This window comes from Spirillospora sp. NPDC047418 (assembly GCF_040643275.1).
In the GTDB taxonomy this organism is placed as follows: domain Bacteria; phylum Actinomycetota; class Actinomycetes; order Streptosporangiales; family Streptosporangiaceae; genus Spirillospora.
This window is the reverse complement of the sequence record NZ_JBEYTW010000144.1, coordinates 1-17,188: the sequence shown is the minus strand read 5'-3', so window position 1 is coordinate 17,188 and position 17,188 is coordinate 1. Positions and strand designations below refer to the sequence as shown.

18 protein-coding genes are annotated in these 17,188 nt (G+C 75.8%); 7 read left to right on the top strand and 11 right to left on the bottom strand.

What is annotated here, in order from left to right; all coding sequences use genetic code 11:
- Positions 1 to 78 precede the first annotated feature (78 nt).
- On the bottom strand, positions 79 to 519 hold the full coding sequence (locus tag ABZ806_RS42890) for a hypothetical protein (protein WP_500225229.1): 441 nt from the start codon (positions 517 to 519) through the stop codon (positions 79 to 81).
- A 111-nt stretch (positions 520 to 630) separates the two neighbouring features.
- Positions 631 to 1,293, bottom strand: coding sequence for an HAD family hydrolase (locus ABZ806_RS42885; RefSeq protein WP_500225225.1), 663 nt, complete (start codon positions 1,291 to 1,293; stop codon positions 631 to 633).
- A gap of 168 nt (positions 1,294 to 1,461) precedes the next feature.
- Here ABZ806_RS42885 and ABZ806_RS42880 point away from each other — a divergent pair, with 168 nt between their 5' ends.
- From ABZ806_RS42880 to ABZ806_RS42870, 3 genes are all read left to right on the top strand, one after another.
- On the top strand, positions 1,462 to 1,923 hold the full coding sequence (locus tag ABZ806_RS42880) for a universal stress protein (RefSeq protein ID WP_500225221.1): 462 nt from the start codon (positions 1,462 to 1,464) through the stop codon (positions 1,921 to 1,923).
- Positions 1,924 to 2,121: 198 nt separating this feature from the next.
- Positions 2,122 to 2,976, top strand: a complete 855-nt coding sequence (locus ABZ806_RS42875; protein ID WP_500225219.1) for a PAC2 family protein — start codon at positions 2,122 to 2,124, stop codon at positions 2,974 to 2,976.
- A 105-nt stretch (positions 2,977 to 3,081) separates the two neighbouring features.
- Complete coding sequence (locus ABZ806_RS42870) at positions 3,082 to 3,615, top strand: TrmH family RNA methyltransferase (protein ID WP_500225217.1); 534 nt, start codon at positions 3,082 to 3,084, stop codon at positions 3,613 to 3,615.
- Positions 3,616 to 3,619: 4 nt separating this feature from the next.
- Here ABZ806_RS42870 and mshC read toward each other — a convergent pair whose 3' ends face one another.
- The 8 genes from mshC to ABZ806_RS42830 form a co-directional block, all read right to left on the bottom strand.
- Positions 3,620 to 4,849 (bottom strand): cysteine--1-D-myo-inosityl 2-amino-2-deoxy-alpha-D-glucopyranoside ligase, encoded by a 1,230-nt coding sequence (mshC, locus tag ABZ806_RS42865; protein ID WP_500225213.1) that lies wholly within the window; start codon positions 4,847 to 4,849, stop codon positions 3,620 to 3,622.
- Between the two features lie 101 nt (positions 4,850 to 4,950).
- Positions 4,951 to 5,895 (bottom strand): ABC transporter permease, encoded by a 945-nt coding sequence (locus tag ABZ806_RS42860; RefSeq protein ID WP_500225210.1) that lies wholly within the window; start codon positions 5,893 to 5,895, stop codon positions 4,951 to 4,953.
- A 6-nt stretch (positions 5,896 to 5,901) separates the two neighbouring features.
- Complete coding sequence (locus ABZ806_RS42855; RefSeq protein ID WP_500225207.1) at positions 5,902 to 6,882, bottom strand: ABC transporter permease; 981 nt, start codon at positions 6,880 to 6,882, stop codon at positions 5,902 to 5,904.
- Complete coding sequence (locus ABZ806_RS42850; RefSeq protein ID WP_500225201.1) at positions 6,879 to 8,645, bottom strand: ABC transporter substrate-binding protein; 1,767 nt, start codon at positions 8,643 to 8,645, stop codon at positions 6,879 to 6,881. The genes ABZ806_RS42855 and ABZ806_RS42850 overlap by 4 nt, the downstream gene beginning before the upstream one ends.
- 64 nt (positions 8,646 to 8,709) lie before the next feature.
- Positions 8,710 to 9,471, bottom strand: a complete 762-nt coding sequence (locus tag ABZ806_RS42845; protein WP_500225197.1) for an NRDE family protein — start codon at positions 9,469 to 9,471, stop codon at positions 8,710 to 8,712.
- A 48-nt stretch (positions 9,472 to 9,519) separates the two neighbouring features.
- Positions 9,520 to 10,305, bottom strand: coding sequence for an SCO1664 family protein (locus ABZ806_RS42840; protein ID WP_500225195.1), 786 nt, complete (start codon positions 10,303 to 10,305; stop codon positions 9,520 to 9,522).
- Between the two features lie 108 nt (positions 10,306 to 10,413).
- Complete coding sequence (locus ABZ806_RS42835) at positions 10,414 to 10,962, bottom strand: DUF3090 domain-containing protein (protein WP_500225190.1); 549 nt, start codon at positions 10,960 to 10,962, stop codon at positions 10,414 to 10,416.
- A gap of 9 nt (positions 10,963 to 10,971) precedes the next feature.
- Entirely contained in the window at positions 10,972 to 11,685 is a 714-nt protein-coding gene (locus ABZ806_RS42830; RefSeq protein ID WP_500225185.1) for an MSMEG_4193 family putative phosphomutase, read from the bottom strand.
- 67 nt (positions 11,686 to 11,752) lie between these two features.
- On the opposite strand from ABZ806_RS42830, the gene ABZ806_RS42825 reads away from it, so the two are divergent.
- Positions 11,753 to 12,724, top strand: coding sequence for a magnesium and cobalt transport protein CorA (locus ABZ806_RS42825; protein ID WP_500225183.1), 972 nt, complete (start codon positions 11,753 to 11,755; stop codon positions 12,722 to 12,724).
- 10 nt (positions 12,725 to 12,734) lie between these two features.
- On the opposite strand, the gene ABZ806_RS42820 is transcribed toward ABZ806_RS42825, so the two are convergent.
- Positions 12,735 to 13,352 (bottom strand): hypothetical protein, encoded by a 618-nt coding sequence (locus tag ABZ806_RS42820; protein ID WP_500225178.1) that lies wholly within the window; start codon positions 13,350 to 13,352, stop codon positions 12,735 to 12,737.
- Positions 13,353 to 13,482: 130 nt separating this feature from the next.
- On the opposite strand from ABZ806_RS42820, the gene ABZ806_RS42815 reads away from it, so the two are divergent.
- The 3 genes from ABZ806_RS42815 to ABZ806_RS42805 all read left to right on the top strand — a co-directional run bounded on the left by ABZ806_RS42815 (position 13,483) and on the right by ABZ806_RS42805 (position 17,094).
- Positions 13,483 to 14,436 carry an aldo/keto reductase gene (locus ABZ806_RS42815; protein ID WP_500225177.1) on the top strand — a complete coding sequence of 318 codons (954 nt, stop codon included), beginning with the start codon at positions 13,483 to 13,485 and terminating at the stop codon, positions 14,434 to 14,436.
- Complete coding sequence (locus ABZ806_RS42810) at positions 14,433 to 16,322, top strand: helix-hairpin-helix domain-containing protein (RefSeq protein ID WP_500225174.1); 1,890 nt, start codon at positions 14,433 to 14,435, stop codon at positions 16,320 to 16,322. Before ABZ806_RS42815 ends, ABZ806_RS42810 begins: the two co-directional genes overlap by 4 nt.
- A 118-nt stretch (positions 16,323 to 16,440) precedes the next feature.
- Positions 16,441 to 17,094: a hypothetical protein gene (locus ABZ806_RS42805; RefSeq protein ID WP_500225171.1), complete on the top strand. Its 654-nt coding sequence runs from the start codon at positions 16,441 to 16,443 to the stop codon at positions 17,092 to 17,094.
- Positions 17,095 to 17,188 lie beyond the last annotated feature (94 nt).

The window sequence follows — 17,188 nt, the reverse complement described above, 5'->3', positions numbered from 1 at the left end:
CCCCGCCGCTCGGGGGGAGCCCCGGCCCGCCGCCGTGCCGCGGGCGCGCCCGCGCGCCCGGCCGGGGCCGGTCCCGGGTCAGGAGATGCCGCGGTCGCGCAGGATCCGCTCGATCTCCGCCATCTCCGGGTCGCCGCCGGTCCGCTCCGGGCCCGGCACGGCGCCCTTCGGCTTCGCGCCGCCGCCCGCGGACCTGCGGCCGCCCTCGCCGGCGGCCTTCCCCGCGCCCCGCCCGCCGTCCGGCGCCGCGTCCGCGCGGCGGCTCAGCATCGCGCCGGACGCCAGGAACAGCAGCACGGCGAGGCCGCCGACGGCGACGCCCGCCCACTTCACCGGGCTGAACGCCAGGTCGACGAAGAACTCCGTCACCCCGGTCATCGCCGCCGCCAGCGGCACCAGGGACAGCGCGGCCCCGCGCAGGCCCGTGCCCGCGCCGCGGCGGCGGTAGACGCCCCAGCTGATCACCAGCCCGGCCAGGGTGACCCCGAGGCTGATCGCGAAAATGACTGCGTCGCTCATACCGGCCCCTCATCTCCGTACGGTGGTGCTCCTCCCATCGTCACACGCGGAACGGCGGTCTCGCTCCTCCGGGCGGACGGTTCCCGAGCAGGGGAATCTCCTCCTGCGGGGTCAGGCGGTCAGGGAGCGGAGCATCTCCAGGTCGACCTCGCGCAGCGAGGCCACCACGGTGCGGCCCGGCGCGGGCGGGATCGGCAGGAGGCCGGGGACCGCCACGGTGGCGCAGCCCGCCGCCTCCGCCGCCGCGACGCCGTTCGGGGAGTCCTCCAGGACGGCGCAGCGGGCCGGGTCGGCGCCCAGCCGCGCGGCGGCGGTCAGGTACGGCTCGGGGGCGGGCTTGGTGCGGGCGACCTCGTCGCCGGCGACGCTGAGCGCGAAGTGCTCGCGGCCGATCGCGTCCAGCACCGGCTCGATCAGCCGCCGGTGGCTGGAGGACACCAGCGCGGCCGGGACCCCGGCGGCGCGGATCTCCGCGAGCAGCTCCTTGGCGCCGGGCATCATCGGGACGCAGGCGGTGAGCCGCTCGGCCATGCCGTCCAGCATCCGCCGCCCGACCTCCGCCGGGTCGGCGTCGGCGCCGGTCAGCTCGAGCATGTAGGCGACGGCGACGGACAGGGAGCCGCCGACGAGCCTCTCCTGGTGGGCGGGGGTCCACACGCCGCCCAGCCACGCCATGACCTCGGACTCGACCTCCAGCCAGACCCGCTCGGAGTCGATCAGCAGGCCGTCCATGTCGAAGAGCACGGCCTGCAGGCCGCCAGTGGGGGTGCACATGTAACCCCACCATAACCAGGAGATCGCGGGGAGCTCACGGGCGTCCGCATGCCGGGACGCCGCCGGCGGGGGCGGCCCTTCTTGGACGAGGTGTGCAAAGAGACGGTGACGGATGGGGGACCGGACCGATACCGTGCCAGCAGTGACTACCAACGGGTAAGGAACGGCATGAGCGCGTACCGCATCATCCTCGTCGGCACCGACGGCTCGGACTCCTCGTTCCGCGCGGTGGACCGTGCCGCGCAGCTGGCCGCCGCGACCGGCGCCACCCTGCTGATGGCCTCGGCCTACAGCCCGATGCCCGAGCGCGAGCGCGCCAGCGCCGCCGACCGGCTCGGGGACCTGGCGTACAAGGTGCAGGGCTCGACGCCCGCCGACGACGCGCTGCGGGCGGCGCGGGAGCGGGCGGTCGCGGCCGGCGCCACCGACATCGAGCAGATCGCCGTCGAGGGCGACCCCGTGGACACCCTCGCCAAGCTCACCAAGGAGCGCGGGGCCGACCTCGTCGTCGTCGGGAACCGGGGCCTGAACAGCCTCGCCGGCCGCATCCTCGGCTCGGTGCCGGCGAACCTGTCGCACCGCACCCCCTGCGACGTGCTGATCGTCCACACCACCCCGAAGGGCAAGTGAGCGGGCCGCCCGGCCGGCGCGTCCCGGCCGGTGCTTTCAGCCGGAGGCGTACAGGGCGGGGGTCTGGCCCGCGGAGGGTGGGGTAGGTCACTGTCAGGACGTAGGCTGACAGCCACCGGATCATGAGCGGGGCCCCCGACCCCGGGAATGGCGCCCCCGTCGGTGACGCTGTACGTGGGCGTCGGAAGGAGGCAGCGCGTGGTCGAGCTCGAGAGCGTGCCGGAACTCGTCGACCCGGTGCTCGTGGCCGCCTTTGAGGGGTGGAACGACGCCGGGGAGGCCGCCAGCGGGGTGATCGCGCATCTGGAGTCGACCTGGGAGGCGGTGCCGGTCGCCGAGCTCGATCCCGACGACTACTACGACTTCCAGGTCACCCGCCCGATCGTGGAGATGACCGACGGGGAGACCCGCGGCATCACCTGGCCGACGACGCGGGTGTCGTGGGCGCGGCTGCCGGGCGGCAAGGACGTGGTGCTGCTGCACGGCATCGAGCCGAACATGCGCTGGCGGTCGTTCTGCCGCGAGCTGGTCGGGCTGATGCTGGAGCTCGGCATCCGCAACGTCGTGCTGCTGGGCGCGCTGCTGGCCGACGCGCCGCACACCCGGCCGGTGCCCGTCACCGGCGCCGCGTCGGAGGCCGGTCTGGTCAGCACGCTGCATCTGGAGCCGGCCCGCTACGAGGGGCCGACCGGCATCCTCGGGGTGCTGCAGGACGCGTGCGCGAAGGCCGACCTCGACACGGTGTCGCTGTGGGCGGCGGTCCCCCACTACGTGGCGCAGCCGCCGTCGCCGAAGGCGACGCTGGCGCTGCTGCGCCGCGTCGAGGACCTGCTGGACGTCACCGTCCCGCTCGGGGAGCTGCCGGAGGAGGCGCGCGCCTGGGAGCACGGCGTGAACGAGCTCGCCGAGGAGGACTCCGAGGTCGCCGAGTACGTCCGGACGCTGGAGGAGCAGAAGGACGCCACCGAGCTGCCGGAGGCCAGCGGCGACGCCATCGCCCGCGAGTTCGAACGCTACCTGCGCCGCCGCGACCCGGGACGCGGCCCGGCCTAGCGCCTATACTCGATCGCGTCCGGTTCCCGGCGATGGCCCGCGCACGCCGCGAAGTGCGCCGATCATGACTCTCTCGTTCTCGGCGGGCGGTGGCGTCCGGCGCCGGTGAGCGCCCGGACGCCGGGCCCGGCGATCCGGGTCCGGCCTCCGCGCGAGCTGCGCCGGCAGCGCCGCCACCGCGGCCATCCCTGCTGGGACCATCTCGTCGCCGCGCCGCTGTGGCCGCTGCACGGCGCCAACCTCGGGACGCTGCTGCGCACCTGCGACGCCGTCGGCGCCTGCATGGCCGTCCCCCGCTTCTCCTGGGTGCCGGACGCGCTCGACCGCGGCAACACCCTGCGCCGTCCCGCCTGCGTCCACTGGGTGAACGACCCGCTCGGCTGGCTGGCCCGGCAGCGGGAGGCCGGGTCCCGGGTCGTCGGCGTGGAACTCGCCGACGAGGCGCTGCGGCTCGCCGACCTGCCCGCGGCGCGGGTCCGGACGGTCGCCGTGCTCGGGCACGAGCGGACCGGCATCCCGGCGGAGGCGCTGGACCTGCTCGACGTGGCCGTCGAGATCCCCATGGTGGGGAACGGAAGCAGCCTGAACGTGGCCGTCGCCGGGTCGCTGGTGCTCTACAAGCTCGCCGGCCTGCTGTGAGCGGTCAGAGGGCGACGCCGAGGAGGGCGTCGGTGATGGCCCTGACCTGCGCGGGTGCCTGCTCGTCCGTACCGTCGCGGCCGGCCCAGTCGTCGATGGCGGCGAGGGCGGCCGGGGCGTCCAGGTCGTCGGCGAGGTGGCCGCGGACCGCGGCGGCCAGCGGCGCGGCGGGCGGCCCGGACGGGCGGGCGGCGGCGGCGCGCCAGCGGGCGAGGCGGGCGACCGCCGCCTCCAGTTGGTCCGGGGTCCACTCCCAGTCGGCGCGGTAGTGGTGGGCGAGCAGTGCCAGCCGGATCGCCATCGGGTCGGCGCCGCCCCGGCGCAGCCTGGACACGAACACCAGGTTGCCGCGCGACTTCGACATCTTCTCGCCGTCGAGGCCGACCATGCCGGCGTGGACGTAGGCGTGGGCGTGCGGGCGCTCGCCGGTGGCGACCTGGGCGTGCGAGGCGCTCATCTCGTGGTGCGGGAAGGCGAGGTCGGAGCCGCCGCCCTCCACGTCGAACGCCATGCCGAGGTACTCGACGGAGATCGCCGAGCATTCCACGTGCCAGCCGGGGCGGCCCTCGCCGAACGGGGAGTCCCAGCCGGGCTCGCCGGGGCGGCGCGCCATCCACAGCAGCGGGTCGAGGGGGTCGCGCTTGCCGGCGCGCAGCGGGTCGCCGCCGCGCTCGGCGAACAGCGGGGTCATCTCCTCGCGGCCGAGGCGGCTGACCCCGCCGAAGGACGGGTCGGCGGCGACCGGGAAGTAGACGTCGCCGTCCACCCGGTAGGCGGCGTCGCGGCCGCGCAGCTTCTCGATCATCTCGACGACGAGCGGGATCGCCTCGACGGCGCCGATGTAGCGGTCGGGCGGCAGGATCCGCAGCGCGGTCATGTCCTCGCGGAACAGCTGGATCTCGCGGTCGGCGAGGGCGCGCCAGTCCTCGCCGGTCTGCTCGGCACGTTCCAGGAGCGGGTCGTCGACGTCGGTGGCGTTCTGCACGTAGTGGACGCGGTGGCCGAGGTCGCGCCAGACGCGGTTGACGAGGTCGAACGCGAGGTAGGTGTTGGCGTGGCCGAGGTGGGTCGCGTCATAGGGGGTGATGCCGCACACGTACATCCGGGCGGTCTCGCCGGGGGCGGTGGGGCGCGCGGCGCCCGCCCCGGTGTCGTACAGGGCCAGCGGACGGTCGGCGGCGGGCAGGCCCGCGTCGGGCAGGCTGGGGACTTCGGAGGCGGGCCACGATCGCATACGGAAAGCTTATCCATGCGCAGCTAGCGGCATTACTCCGAGATCATGGCAAGTGTCCCCCGCCGCCCGGGAAGGCGCCCTCCGGTCCCGGTCCGCCTCGGTCAGGCGGGGCGGACGCGCGGGTCCAGGAACGCGTAGCCGATGTCGACGAGCAGGTTCGCGACGGTCACCGAGAACGTCACCAGCAGCGTCACCCCGATGATCACCGGGGTGTCGCCGGCCGCGATGGACTGGTACACCAGCTGCCCGACGCCCTGCAGCCCGAACACCTTCTCGGTGACGATCGTGGAGCCGATCAGGGCGCCGAGGTCGATGCCGAGCTGGGTGACGACGGGGGTCAGCGCCGCCCGCAGCGCGTGCCCGCGGACGACGCGGCGCTCCGGCAGGCCCTTGGCGCGGGCCGTGCGCACGTAGTCCTCGTCCAGGACGTCGAGCATCGCCCCGCGGGTGAGGCGGGTGTAGGCGGCCATCATCAGGAACGCCAGCGCGAACCACGGCAGGACCATCCGGCGCAGGAAGTGCTCCTGCAGCGGCGGGCCGGCCTCGAAGAGGTGGACGCCGCCCGCGCCCAGCCCGATCGTGAACAGCGACAGCAGCGCCAGCGCCATCACGAACGGCGGTGTCGACAGGCCGGCCAGGACGAACACGGTGACGGTCCGGTCCCACAGGCCCCGCGCCCGGGACGCGCCGGTGACGCCGGTGACGATGCCGCCCGCGAACCACAGGGCCGCCGCGCCCGACACCAGGCACAGCGTCGTCGGGAGCCGCGCGCCGATCAGCGCCGTGACCGGCGTCCCGTTGACGTAGGAGTCGCCGAGGTCGCCGCGCGGCAGCCGGGCGAGGAACCACCAGTACTGGACGAGGAGCGGCTGGTCCAGGCCGAGGTTGCGGCGGATCTGCGCGAACGTCTCGGGGGTCGCGCGGGGCCCGCCGATGACGCGCTCGACCGGGACGGGCGACAGGTGCAGGATCGCGAACGTCAGCGTCGCGACCAGCCACAGCACGACGGCGGCGTACAGCAGGCGGCGGAGGACGAAGCGCGGCACCGGCGGTCACCTCCCGGCGGCGGCGCGGTCGCCGCGCGGGTCGAGGGCGTTGCGGACTCCGTCGCCGAGCAGGTTGAACGCCAGCGTGGTGGCCAGCAGCAGCAGGCCGGGGACGGCGAGCAGCCACCAGGCGGTGCGGAACTGCTCGCCGCCCTCGCCGAGCATCGACCCCCAGCTCGGCATCGGCGGCCGGACCCCGACGCCGAGGAACGACAGGGTCGCCTCGGACACGATCGAGGACGGGACGAGCAGCGAGGTCAGCACGGTGATCTGCGCGGCGAGGTTCGGCAGCACCTCGGTGGCCATGATGCGGGCGTTGGAGGCGCCGAGGGCGCGGGCCGCCTCGATGAACTGCTGCTCGCGCAGCGCCAGCACCTGCCCGCGGATGGTGCGGCCGTAGGCGGCGAACGAGAAGAACGCGATGACCAGGACGGTCATGGCGAGGCTCGCGGCGGGCGAGGAGATCTGGAACGTGGTCGCCAGCATGATCGCGACCAGCAGGTAGGGCAGCGCGAGGATCATGTCCATCAGCCGGGCCAGCAGCGTGTCCACGGCGCCGCCGGCGAACCCGGCGAGGGTGCCGGCGACGGTCCCGGCGGCCGAGGCGAGCGCGGCCGCGCCGATCCCGGCGGCCAGCGAGATCCGCGCCCCGTAGGCGGCGCGGACGAGGACGTCGCGGCCGAGCTGGTCGGCGCCGAGCGGGAAGCCGGCGCCGGGGCCGCGCGGCTGCCCGCCCGCGTCCAGGCCCGTCCGCGGGAACGTCGCGGCGTAGGGGTGGCCGGTCAGGTGCGCCCACAGCGGCGCCAGCGCCGCGAACACCGTGATCAGCGCGAGCACGGCGAGGGAGGCGACGGCGGGCCGGTCGCGCCGGAACCGGTCGAAGGCGAGCCGGGCGGGGGTGCGGCCGGGTACCGCCTCCGGCGCCGGGGTGCCGGGGGCGGTGCCGGCGGGCGGCTCGCGGGTGCCGAGGTCGGCGTAGCCGGTCATGAGAACGTGACCCGGTTGAGGTCGTAGGCGCGGTACTGCGGCAGGTAGTGGGTGTTATGGACGCGCGCGGAGTGGAAGATCGGGGTCCGCTGGTTGATGAGGGGCACGACCGCGGCGTCCTCCATGATGCGGTGGTCGGCCTGCGCCCAGTACCCGGACGCGGTGGCGACGTCGCGGGCGTTGAGCGCGTGGTCGATGAACCGGTTGACGGCGGGGTCGTCGAAGCCGCCGTAGTCGCTGGAGTTGGGGCCGTAGTGGCGTCCGTCGAACAGCGGGACGATGCTGGTGCGGCCGTTGTTGCCGTACCAGTCGGGCACCCAGCCGGGGACGGCGATGTCCCATTTCCCGGCGCGGGCGCGCGCCGGGGTGACGAGGGTGGTGCGGTAGAAGGCGCCGCTGGTGTCGGGCCGGAGCCGGGCGGTGATGCCGCAGGCGGCCAGGTCGCCGGCGATCGCCCGCGCGATCTGGGGGTGGTTGCCGCTGAGCCGGTGGGGGAACGTCAGGGTGAGGCCGTGCGGGTACCCGGCGCGGGCCAGCATCCGCCGGCACTTGCCGGGGTCTCCCCTGTCGCCGGGCGTCGGGTAGAGGTCGAACTCCTGGTGCCCGACGCTGTGCGGCGGGATGACCTGGTGGAGGACCTGGGCGATGTCGGGGCCGCCGTAGATCCGCACCACCGCGGCCTTGTCGACGGCGTAGGTGATCGCCCGCCGGACCTCGGTCCGGCCGAGCGCGCCCCCGTTGTTCGGGCTGAGGGTGTTGAACACCAGGTAGGGGTCGAGCGCCGACCCCTCCATGATCGCGAAGCCGGGGTCGGAGCGCAGTCCGGCGATCTTCGCGGCCGGGACCGGCTGGTCCCAGGGCAGGTCGGCGGCGCCGCTCTCCAGCATGCCCTGCACGTCGTCCGGGGAGTCGTGCCCGAGCGAGATCTCGATGCGGTCGGGGTTCTGCTCGCGGAGCGGGTCGGACGCGGCCCGCCAGTTCGGGTTCCGCTCCAGGACGTACCGCTCGCCGGGCGTGTAGGAGGTGATCTGGTAGGGGCCGTCGGAGATGGTGTTCCGCCGGAACTCGGGGCTGTCGGGGATGTAGCGGTCGTACTCGGCGGGCGCCGCCGCGGCGAACTCCAGGGCGAGCAGGTCGGTGAGGTCGCTGGCGGGCCGGTTCAGTTTGATCACGAGGGTCTTGGCGTCCCTGGCGGCCAGCCCGGGGACCCCGGTCGTCCGCTGGTAGCGGGCCATCGCGGCGGCGCTGCCCGGGTCGACGCGGGCGTAGCCGGCGCAGAAGCGGTCCATGCCGGCGATCGTCTCGATGTAGTAGGCCCTGCCGCCGGACGGGGCGGCCGGGTTGCAGGTCCGCTTGATGCCGCGGACGAAGTCGGCCGCGGTCACCTCGCGGGGCGGGCTGGTGTTCCACAGCACGCCGCCGCGCAGCCTGATCGTGTAGGTGCGGCCGTCGCGGCCGAGGCCGCCGTTGCGCGCGTCCGGGATCTCCAGCGCCACGTCCGGCCGCACCGTGACGGCCTCCCCGAAGTCGTTGGACGCCCGGTACCCGAACAGGGTCCGGGAGAACTGGCGGGCGAGGAGCCCGCCCCAGGTGGTGTACACGGCGGCGGTGTCGAGGTGGTCCACGTCGGAGGACCCGGCGACCCGCAGCGTGCCGCCCCGGACGGGCTTCTCGCCGCCGCCGCAGCCGGCCAGTGCGAGCAGCACCGCGGCGAGACCGGCCGCGACCGCCCGCGCCCGCGCCGTCTCCGACGAAGATCGCATTAAGTAGTCAATTTAGCACCGACTGTCACGCTGCCGCAGCCGGAAGCGGCATCCCGGCCGGGGCCTAGAGCACTCGCGACCAGGCGTCCCCTTCGCCGGGGGCGGCGGAGAAGTCGTAGCGGACGCCGCGGCCGAGCGCGACGAGGCTCACCGACGTCGTCCCCCACACCCGCCCGTCGCCCAGGTCCAGCAGCGGCAGCAGGGCACGGTGGTCGGCGCGGGGCAGCCCGTCGCCCTCCAGCAGCGGCGGCCAGGCGCCCCACGCCCGCCGCACCGGCCCGTCCGGGCCGGGCTCGGGGCGCGGCGCGGCGGCCAGCCGCGGCCGGAAGTGGGCCAGCCGCGCGGCCATGTAGGCGTCCTCGGTCTCGCCCTCCAGCTGCTCCTCGCCCTCCAGCCCGCTGTTGACGATCATGTGCAGGCCGGGTCCGAGGGTCCGCTCGGTGAGCGCCTCCCCGTTCCAGCTCCACAGCCGCACCCGGTCCGGTTCCGCGCCGACGAGGTGGAACGGGTCGAACACCGCGAGGTCGAGCTCGCCGAGCTTGCCGTCGGCGGCGACCCGCAGCGGCAGCTCGCCGCGCGACGCGCGCGCCGCCTCCGGCGCCATCCGGCCGCGCCCGTTCAGCACCACCGCGACGCGCGGCGCGTCCGGGTCCACGGCCAGCCACGTCCCGCCGGCGCGCAGGTCGCGCCCGCCGACGAGCCCCGGCCGGTCCGGCCAGTGCCGCCCCGGGCCCGCCCACTCGCGGGCGACGAACTCGTCCCGCACCCCCACCACGAGCACGGGCACCGGGGACGAGGGATCCACGCTGATGATCGCCGTACACATCCCCCAATTGCAGCACTCCGCGCATTTCGCCGCGCGGGCGGGGGCGGGCTACAGCGGCGGCCAGGGGATGGCGGGCCAGTCCTCCGGGGGGTAGGGGTGGATGCGGTGCTCGAGCATCAGCTCCACCCGGCGGCGGGTCGCGTCGACCTCGCCGGGGGTGAGGAGGTCGGCGAGGCGGGCGCCGAGGGCGCCGCGCAGGGCCGCCTCGACGCGGCCGAGGCCGTCCAGGGCCTCGGCGGTGAGGGGCTTGCCGCGCCACTGCCACAGGACGGTGCGGAGCTTGTACTCGGTGGAGAAGCACACGCCGTGGTCGCAGCCGTAGACGTGCCCGTCGCCGGGCGGCAGCAGGTGGCCGATCTTGCGGTCGGCGTTGTTGACGACGGCGTCGAACACCGACATGCGGCGGATCGCCTCGTCCTCGGAGCGGGACAGCGCGACGAGGTCGACGTCGGGGTCGGGCTCCACCCACAGCTGCACCATGCCGGGCCCGTAGGGGCCGTCGCGGTGGACGGTGGGCGGGACGGTGCCCCAGCCCATCACCTTGGACACCTCGTAGGCGGCGACCTCCCGCTCTGCGAGGGTGCCGTCGGGGAAGTCCCACAGCGGGCGCTCGCCGGCGACGGGCTTGTAGACGCAGTTGGCGGTGGTGCCGTCGTGCTCGATCGAGCAGTACAGGGTGGCGTTGGACGCCTGCACGAGGCGGCCCTCCACGCCGAGGCGCCCGGCCGACAGCAGCCGCTCGGCGGCGGCGGCGTCGCGGGGCGGCACCGGGCGTCCGGTCGCGCCGCGGCCCGTGCCGTCCGCCGGCGCCCGGTCCCGGGAGGACTGCGTCATGGGTTCATTCTCCCGGCCGCGCCGTCCATGATCCAGCACACGTCCATGATCCGGCACACGTCCATGATCCGGCACACGCCCATGGCCGAGTACGCGGGGACCGTCATCTCAGCCCTTGTACCCGTTCTGGCGCGGGCAGACGTGCCCGGCGCCGTCCAGCGGCAGCCCGCACAGCGGGCAGGGGGGCCGCCCGGCGGCGACGACCTTCAGGGCGCGCTCGGCGAACGCGCGGGCCTGCGCGGGGCTGATCCGGACCCGCAGCACCGCGATCGCCGGGTCGTCCTCGCCGACCTCGGGCTCCTCCTCGGTCTCGGTGACCTCCTGCGCCTCGATGACGACCCGCTCGTCGCCCGGGTCCCAGGCGAGGGCCATCGTGCCGACCTTGAACTCCTCCTCCACCGGCTGGTCGAGGGGGCCGTCGTCCGCCAGCTCCGACGGGGTGACGGCGGGCACCGGGGCGTCGCCGCCGCTGCGCCGCAGGACCTCGTCCAGGAGCTCCTCCAGCCGCTCGGCCAGCAGCGTCACCTGGAACTTCTCCAGCCCGACGCTGGTGACGCGGCGGCCGGCGCGGGCCTGCAGGTAGAAGGCGCGGTCGCCGGGCCGCCCGACGGCGCCGGCGACGAAGCGCTCCGGCAGGTCGTAGGAGATGACGGGCATGAGACGACCCTACGCGCCGCCGCCGACGGGCGCGTCATCCGGCCCGAGTCCGTCTTTCCCGGAACCTTCCGCGGGCGGCGGCGGGACCAGCGCGGCAGTGTCGCCTCCGGTGTCGTTGAGCCGGACGACGAACGGCCGCGTCTCGGTGTAGCGGATCGCGGTGAGCGAGGCGGGGTCGGCCTGGATCCGCTGGAACTGGTCCAGGTGGAGGCCGAGGGCGTCGGCGACGATCGACTTGATGATGTCGCCGTGGCTGCACACGGCGTACAGGGCGTCCGGGCCGTGCTCGGCGGCGATGCGCCCGTTCCAGTCGCGGACGGCGGCGACGGCGCGGTGCTGCGCCGCGGCGAGGGACTCGCCGTCCTCGCCGGGGAACCGGGCGGCGCTCGGGTGCGCCTGCACGACCCGCCACAGCGGCTCCTCGGCGAGCTCCTTGAGCGGGCGGCCCGTCCAGTCGCCGTAGCGGACCTCGCCGAACCGCTCGTCGGTCTCGGTCTTCTCGATCGGCGGGGCGTGCCCGGCGGCGATGATCCCGGCGGTCTCGGCGCAGCGTTCGAGGGGGCTGGACACGACGGCGGCGAGCGGCAGCGGCGCGAGCCGGGCGGCGAGCGCGGTGACCTGGGCGCGGCCGCGGTCGTCGAGGGGCACCCCGGGGGTCCAGCCGGCGAGCACCGGTCCGGTCATCGCGGTCAGGCCGTGCCTCACCAGGAGAAGGGTCGTCACGGCGGCCACTCTAGGAGATGCCCGGCATAGCGGCGCGCTGCGGTGCCGGTGCGCGAGAATGCGTGCCGTGATCGTGGACAAGGCCATCTACGCCGGCGGGACGCGCAGCGACATCGACGGCGACATCAGCGACGCCTTCGACCTCGCCCGCGAGGACGGCGACTGCTTCCTGTGGATCGGGCTCTTCGAACCGGACGAGGCCGAGTTCGACCTGGTCAAGGACGAGCTGAACCTGCATCCCCTGGCCGCCGAGGACGCGGTGTCCGCGCACCAGCGGCCGAAGATGGAGCGCTACGGCGACACGCTGTTCGTGGTGCTGAAGACGCTGACCTACCTCGACGCGACGTCCGACATCGAGGTCGGCGAGATCATGGTGTTCCTCGGCCGCGACTTCGTCGTGACCGTGCGGCACGGCACCGGGAACCCGCTCGGCCCCGTCCGCGAGCGGCTGGAGGACGACCCGGAGCTGCTCGGGCACGGCGCGGCCGGCGTCCTGTACGCGGTGTGCGACGAGGTCGTCGACCGGTACGGGCTCGTCGCGCACGAGGTCGAGGTCGACATCATCGGGCTGGAGCGGGCCGTGTTCGACCCGGGCGCGCGGGACGTCACCGCCGACATCTACTCCCTCAAGCGGGAGGTGCTGGAGTTCCGCGGCGCCGAGGACCCGCTCGTCCCGGTGATGCAGGAGATCGCCAAGGGCCGGGTCGCCGAGTGCGGCTCCACCCGCGAGTACTTCCGCGACGTCCTGGACCACCTGCTGCGCGTGGACGGGCAGGTCGACGCGCACAACGAGCTGCTCAACAGCGTGCTGACCGCGCACCTGGCGCTGCTCGGCAAGCAGCAGAACGAGGACATGCGCAAGATCTCCGCGTGGGCGGCGATCATCGCGGTGCCGACCGCGATCGCGGGGATCTACGGCATGAACTTCGACCACATGCCCGAGCTGCACTGGAGCTTCGGCTATCCGCTGGTCATCGGGGTGATGGCGGCCTCGTGCGTGCTGCTGTTCCGGCGCCTGCGCAGGAGCGGCTGGCTCTGACCGGGGCGGGTCAGCGGGTGTCGTCGCGCGGCGGCGGGGCGGCCAGCAGGACCGCCCACAGGTGCGACTCGGCGCCCCGCGACTCCAGCCGCCGCCGGATCCGGTCCACGCCGCCGCGGGTGGGCAGCGCCAGCCAGACCAGCAGTGGGTAGCCGGCGGCGAACCCGGCGACGAACACCGCCTCGCTGTGCGCGACCATCGCCAGCGGCAGGCCGACCAGGATGACGCCCTCGGCCAGCGCGAACCGCAGCAGCACCGCTTGCCGGAACATCATCAGCGCGGCCCGCGCCGCCGCGGCGGGCTCGGCGCCCGGCGGCATCGGGCGCGGCGCGCGGGGCCCGGCCAGCAGCGCGGTGAGCGCGGCGGCGGCGAGCGGCGCGTAGATCCACGGGGGCGCGCCGCCGGCGCCGTCCCGCACGATCAGCGGCATGATCGCCAGGATGAGGACGGGCGCGGCGAGCAGCACCAGCATCATCGCGCGCAGCCGGCCGAGCTCGGTGCCGCCCCGCAGGGAGGCGAGGTAGCCGGGGTCGTCGCCCGGCCCCGCGCCGAAGACCGGCGCCATGTCCGGACCGCCGTCGCCGTCCGGCGACTTCGGCGAGTACATCGAGAACGGGGGTGGCGCCATGGCTGCGCACTTTAGCCCGGCGGCGGCCCCTGCAGTAGATCCGACCAGGATCTTTGCGCCGGGGGTGGATCCGCGCCGGCCGATCGCTCACTTTCCGCGCGCCCGGCGCGGACCGCTACATTGACCGCCTATGAAGGAGCGTCACCTCGGGCGGAGCGGGCTGCTGGTGTCCCGGCTGGGTCTCGGCACCATGACCTGGGGGCAGGACACCGACCCGGACGAGGCCGCGGCGCAGCTCGTCGCGTTCGTGGACGCCGGGGGGACGCTCGTGGACACCGCCGACGTCTACTCGGGCGGCGTCGCCGAGCGGATCCTCGGCCACCTGCTGCGCGACACCGTCGACCGGGACGGCCTGGTCGTCGCGACGAAGGCGGCGATCCGGCCGAACGGCCGCTACGACGGGTCGCGCCGGCACCTGCTGCGCGCCCTGGACGCCTCCCTGGACCGGATGGACCTCGACCACGTCGACCTGTGGCAGCTGCACGTCTACGACCCGGCGACGCCGCTGGAGGAGACGCTGTCGGCGCTGGACGAGGCGGTCGCGTCCGGCCGCGCCCGCTACGTCGGCGTGGCCAACTACGCGGGCTGGCAGGTCGCCAAGGCCGCGGCGTGGCAGCGCGCCTGGCCGGGCCGCGCCCCGGTGGTGTCGGCGCAGCTGGAGTACTCGCTGCTGCGCCGCGACATCGAGCGGGAGGTCGTGCCGGCCGTGCTGGACGCCGGGGCGGGGCTGCTGCCGTGGTCGCCGCTCGGGCGGGGGGTGCTCACCGGCAAGTACCGCACCGGCATCCCCGCCGGGTCGCGCGCCGCCGCCCCGCACTTCGCCGAGTTCGTCCAGCCGTACCTGGACGAGGAGTGCGCCCGCATCGTGGAGTCGGTGGTGACCGCCGCCGAGGGCCTCGGGTGCTCGCCGCTCGCGGTGGCGCTGGCGTGGGTCCGCGACCGCGAGGGCGTCGCCGCCCCGGTGGTCGGCGCCCGCACCGCCGCGCAGCTCGGCGCGATCCTGGACAGCGAGGACCTGACGCTCCCGAACGAGATCCGCGGTGCGCTCGACGACGTCTCCGACACAGCTACGGGAAGCCCGTGACCGACAGCCCTGACCACTCGTCCGACCAGCCCTCCCCCGCCGAGCGGGCCGCGCGCGCCGCGGCGGCGATGCGCGCCGCCGAGGCCGCCGCGCAGGCCCTCGACGGGCCCGCCGCGCCCGAGCCCGCGCCGCCGCCCGCCGAGTCGGCGCGGCAGCCCGCCCGCAGCGCGCGGGACGGCCTGCGCGCCCTCGCGGAGCTGTTCGCCTCGGCGGGCGTGCCCGCGCCGCTGGCGGCGCCCGCCGCCGCGCGGCTCGGCCCGGACGCCGCCGAGCGGCTGCGCGGCGACCCGTGGGGGCTGCTGCGCGTGCCGGGCGTCCGGCCGGAGCAGGCCGACCATTTCGCGCGGGCCGTCCTCGGCGGCGGCGCCGGGCCCGGCGACGTGCGGCGCGGCCGGGCGCTCGTGCTGTACCTGCTGACGGAGGCGGCGCGGGGCGGGCACACCGTCACCCCCGCCGCCGAGGTGCTGGCGGCGCTGGAGCGCGCCGGGGTCCCCGACCCGCGCGCCGCCGTGGAGGCGGCGCTGGACGAGGCGGAGGTGCTGTCCCTCACCGAGGAGCCCGAGTTCGGCGAGGAGTCGTTCGAGGAGGACGCCGAGCCGGAGGAGCCTGAGGAGATGCTCGGCGCGGCGCGGTGGGCGCTCGCCGAGGAGGCCGCCGCCGAGGGGTTGCAGCGGCTGACGCTCACCGCCGTGCCGCTGCTGGACGACGCGGCCGTGAAGGGCCTGCGGGACGGGCTGCCCGAGGACCGGTCGCTCGCGCTGACCGCCGCGCTCCGCACCGGGGTGAGCATCCTGCGCGGCGCGCCGGACGCTCTCGCGGCGGCCGTCCCCGCCCTCGCCGCCGCCGCCGCGGGCGCGGGCCTGCGGACCGCCGTCGCCGCCCCCACCGACCGCGCCGCCGCCGGGCTCGGCGCCCCCGCGGGGGTGGCGGTCACCAGCCTGCACCGGCTCCTGGAACCCCGCGACGACCCGGCGGCGCCCGGCGCCGTCGGCTACGGGCGCGGCGAGCGGCACCCGCTCGACCTCGACCTGGTCGTCGTGGCCGACGCCGCGCAGCTCGACGTCGAGCTGTGCGCGGTGCTGGCCGAGGCGTGCCCCGACGGCGCCCACCTGGTGCTGTGCGCCGAGCCCGGCGCCGCGCCGCCCGCCGGGCCCGGCCGCCCGCTGGACGACCTGGAGGCGTCCGAGACCGTCCCGGTGGTGGTGCTGGACGCCGCGCCGCCGTCCGGCCCGCTCGGGACGCTGGTGGAGGCGGTGCGCGGCGGCGACCTGCCCGCCGTGGACGCGCCCGGCCGGGAGGTCGTCATCGTGCCCGCCGCCGACCCCGGCGAGGCGGTGCACCGGGCCGTCCAGCTCGTCACCGACTCGATCCCCCGCGCGCTCGGCATCCCGGTCGAGGACGTCCAGGTCGTCACGGCGGCCGCGGGCGGCCCGGCGGGCGCCGGAGCGCTCAACGCGGCGCTGAAGGCCCGGCTGAACCCCGGCCCCGGCGCGTTCGGCGGGCTGGACCCCGGCGACCGGGTCGTGGTCGGCGCCCCGCTCCCCCAGGCGGCGTCCGGCGAGACCGGTGTGGTGACCGGCGGCGGCCCGCACGGCCTCGACGTCGACTTCCCCGGCGGCCCGGCCGTGGTCGCCCCGGCGGACGCGTCCCGGCTGCGGCACGGGTGGGCGGTGCCGGTCGCGCGGGCGCGCGGGACGCGCCGGCCCGCGATCGTCACGGTCCTGCCGGCCGGGGGGCTGTCCCGGCCGCTGGTGGCCACCGCGTTCGGGCTGGCGCTCCGGCACCTGTCGGTCGTCCAGGCGGCCGGGCCCGGACTGGCCAGGGCCGTCCGCGAGACCGGGGCGGCGCCGCGGCGGACCCGGCTCGCGGCGCTGGTGGTCCAGTGAGGCCGCGGCAGGGTAAAGAAACCCCCGTGTCGCGGTTTACGGACGGCCCCGTATGGGACACGATGTCAACAGGGTCGGGCCCGTGAGGGCCGTGCACGGCATCGGGTGGAGGAACGGCATGCGCCAGCGGGTCAGGCGGCTCGGTACGGCTTCGGCGGCGGTCTCGGCGGGCGCGCTCGTCCTGGTGCTGGCCGCCCCGCCGGCGGAGGCGGCCGCGGAGGAGTGCAAGAAGGGCGTCGACCCTCAGACCACGATCGAGAACTGGAAGTGCAACCTCGGCAATCTGCGCGAGGCGCTCACCCCGAAGACCCCGACGCCGGCGCCGACGCCCACACCGAAGCCGACGCCGAAGAAGACCGCCGCGAAGACGACGAAGAAGACCACCAAGAGCACGCCGGGCAAGAAGGCCGCCAAGGCCCCGCGCAGGCCGCAGGTGCCGGCGGCCGGTACCGGGCGGGCCCCGTCCGGGCCCGCCCCCATGACGGACGCGGGCGGGCTCAAGCCGTACGCGGGTCAGGCGCCGTCCGCGGCCACCGGGCTCCCGGGCGTCCTGCCCACCCCGGAGATCGCCGCCGACCCGAGCGCCTACCGGGACGCGGCGGGCGGCACCGCCGCGATGCCGCAGACGCGGCTCATCTCCCCGGTCGCCGCGTCCGGGCGGGACAACGGCCAGCTGCTGCTCGTCGCCGCCGCGGCGGGCGCCGCCGGGGCCGTCGGCGCCCTCAACATCAGCGTCGCCGGCCGCGCCGTCCGCCGCCGGAAGGCCCGCTAGCCACCGGCCGCCGGAGCCGCTCGCCGAAACAGGGAACCGGCGCCGCCCCGCGGGCGGCGCCGGGGCGTGCCCCGCGGGGGCTAGTAGGCGGCGC

Bases quoted from the DNA above. Each gene is read 5' to 3' on its own strand.
- ABZ806_RS42815 (WP_500225177.1), top strand. From the start codon at position 13,483: ATGAAGGAGCGTCACCTCGGGCGGAGCGGGCTGCTGGTGTCCCGGCTG.
- ABZ806_RS42845 (WP_500225197.1), bottom strand. From the start codon at position 9,471: ATGTGTACGGCGATCATCAGCGTGGATCCCTCGTCCCCGGTGCCCGTG.
- ABZ806_RS42840 (WP_500225195.1), bottom strand. From the start codon at position 10,305: ATGACGCAGTCCTCCCGGGACCGGGCGCCGGCGGACGGCACGGGCCGC.
- ABZ806_RS42820 (WP_500225178.1), bottom strand. From the start codon at position 13,352: ATGGCGCCACCCCCGTTCTCGATGTACTCGCCGAAGTCGCCGGACGGC.
- ABZ806_RS42880 (WP_500225221.1), top strand. From the start codon at position 1,462: ATGAGCGCGTACCGCATCATCCTCGTCGGCACCGACGGCTCGGACTCC.
- ABZ806_RS42805 (WP_500225171.1), top strand. From the start codon at position 16,441: ATGCGCCAGCGGGTCAGGCGGCTCGGTACGGCTTCGGCGGCGGTCTCG.
- ABZ806_RS42890 (WP_500225229.1), bottom strand. From the start codon at position 519: ATGAGCGACGCAGTCATTTTCGCGATCAGCCTCGGGGTCACCCTGGCC.
- ABZ806_RS42855 (WP_500225207.1), bottom strand. From the start codon at position 6,882: ATGACCGGCTACGCCGACCTCGGCACCCGCGAGCCGCCCGCCGGCACC.
- ABZ806_RS42850 (WP_500225201.1), bottom strand. From the start codon at position 8,645: ATGCGATCTTCGTCGGAGACGGCGCGGGCGCGGGCGGTCGCGGCCGGT.
- mshC (WP_500225213.1), bottom strand. From the start codon at position 4,849: ATGCGATCGTGGCCCGCCTCCGAAGTCCCCAGCCTGCCCGACGCGGGC.
- ABZ806_RS42885 (WP_500225225.1), bottom strand. From the start codon at position 1,293: ATGTGCACCCCCACTGGCGGCCTGCAGGCCGTGCTCTTCGACATGGAC.
- ABZ806_RS42835 (WP_500225190.1), bottom strand. From the start codon at position 10,962: ATGCCCGTCATCTCCTACGACCTGCCGGAGCGCTTCGTCGCCGGCGCC.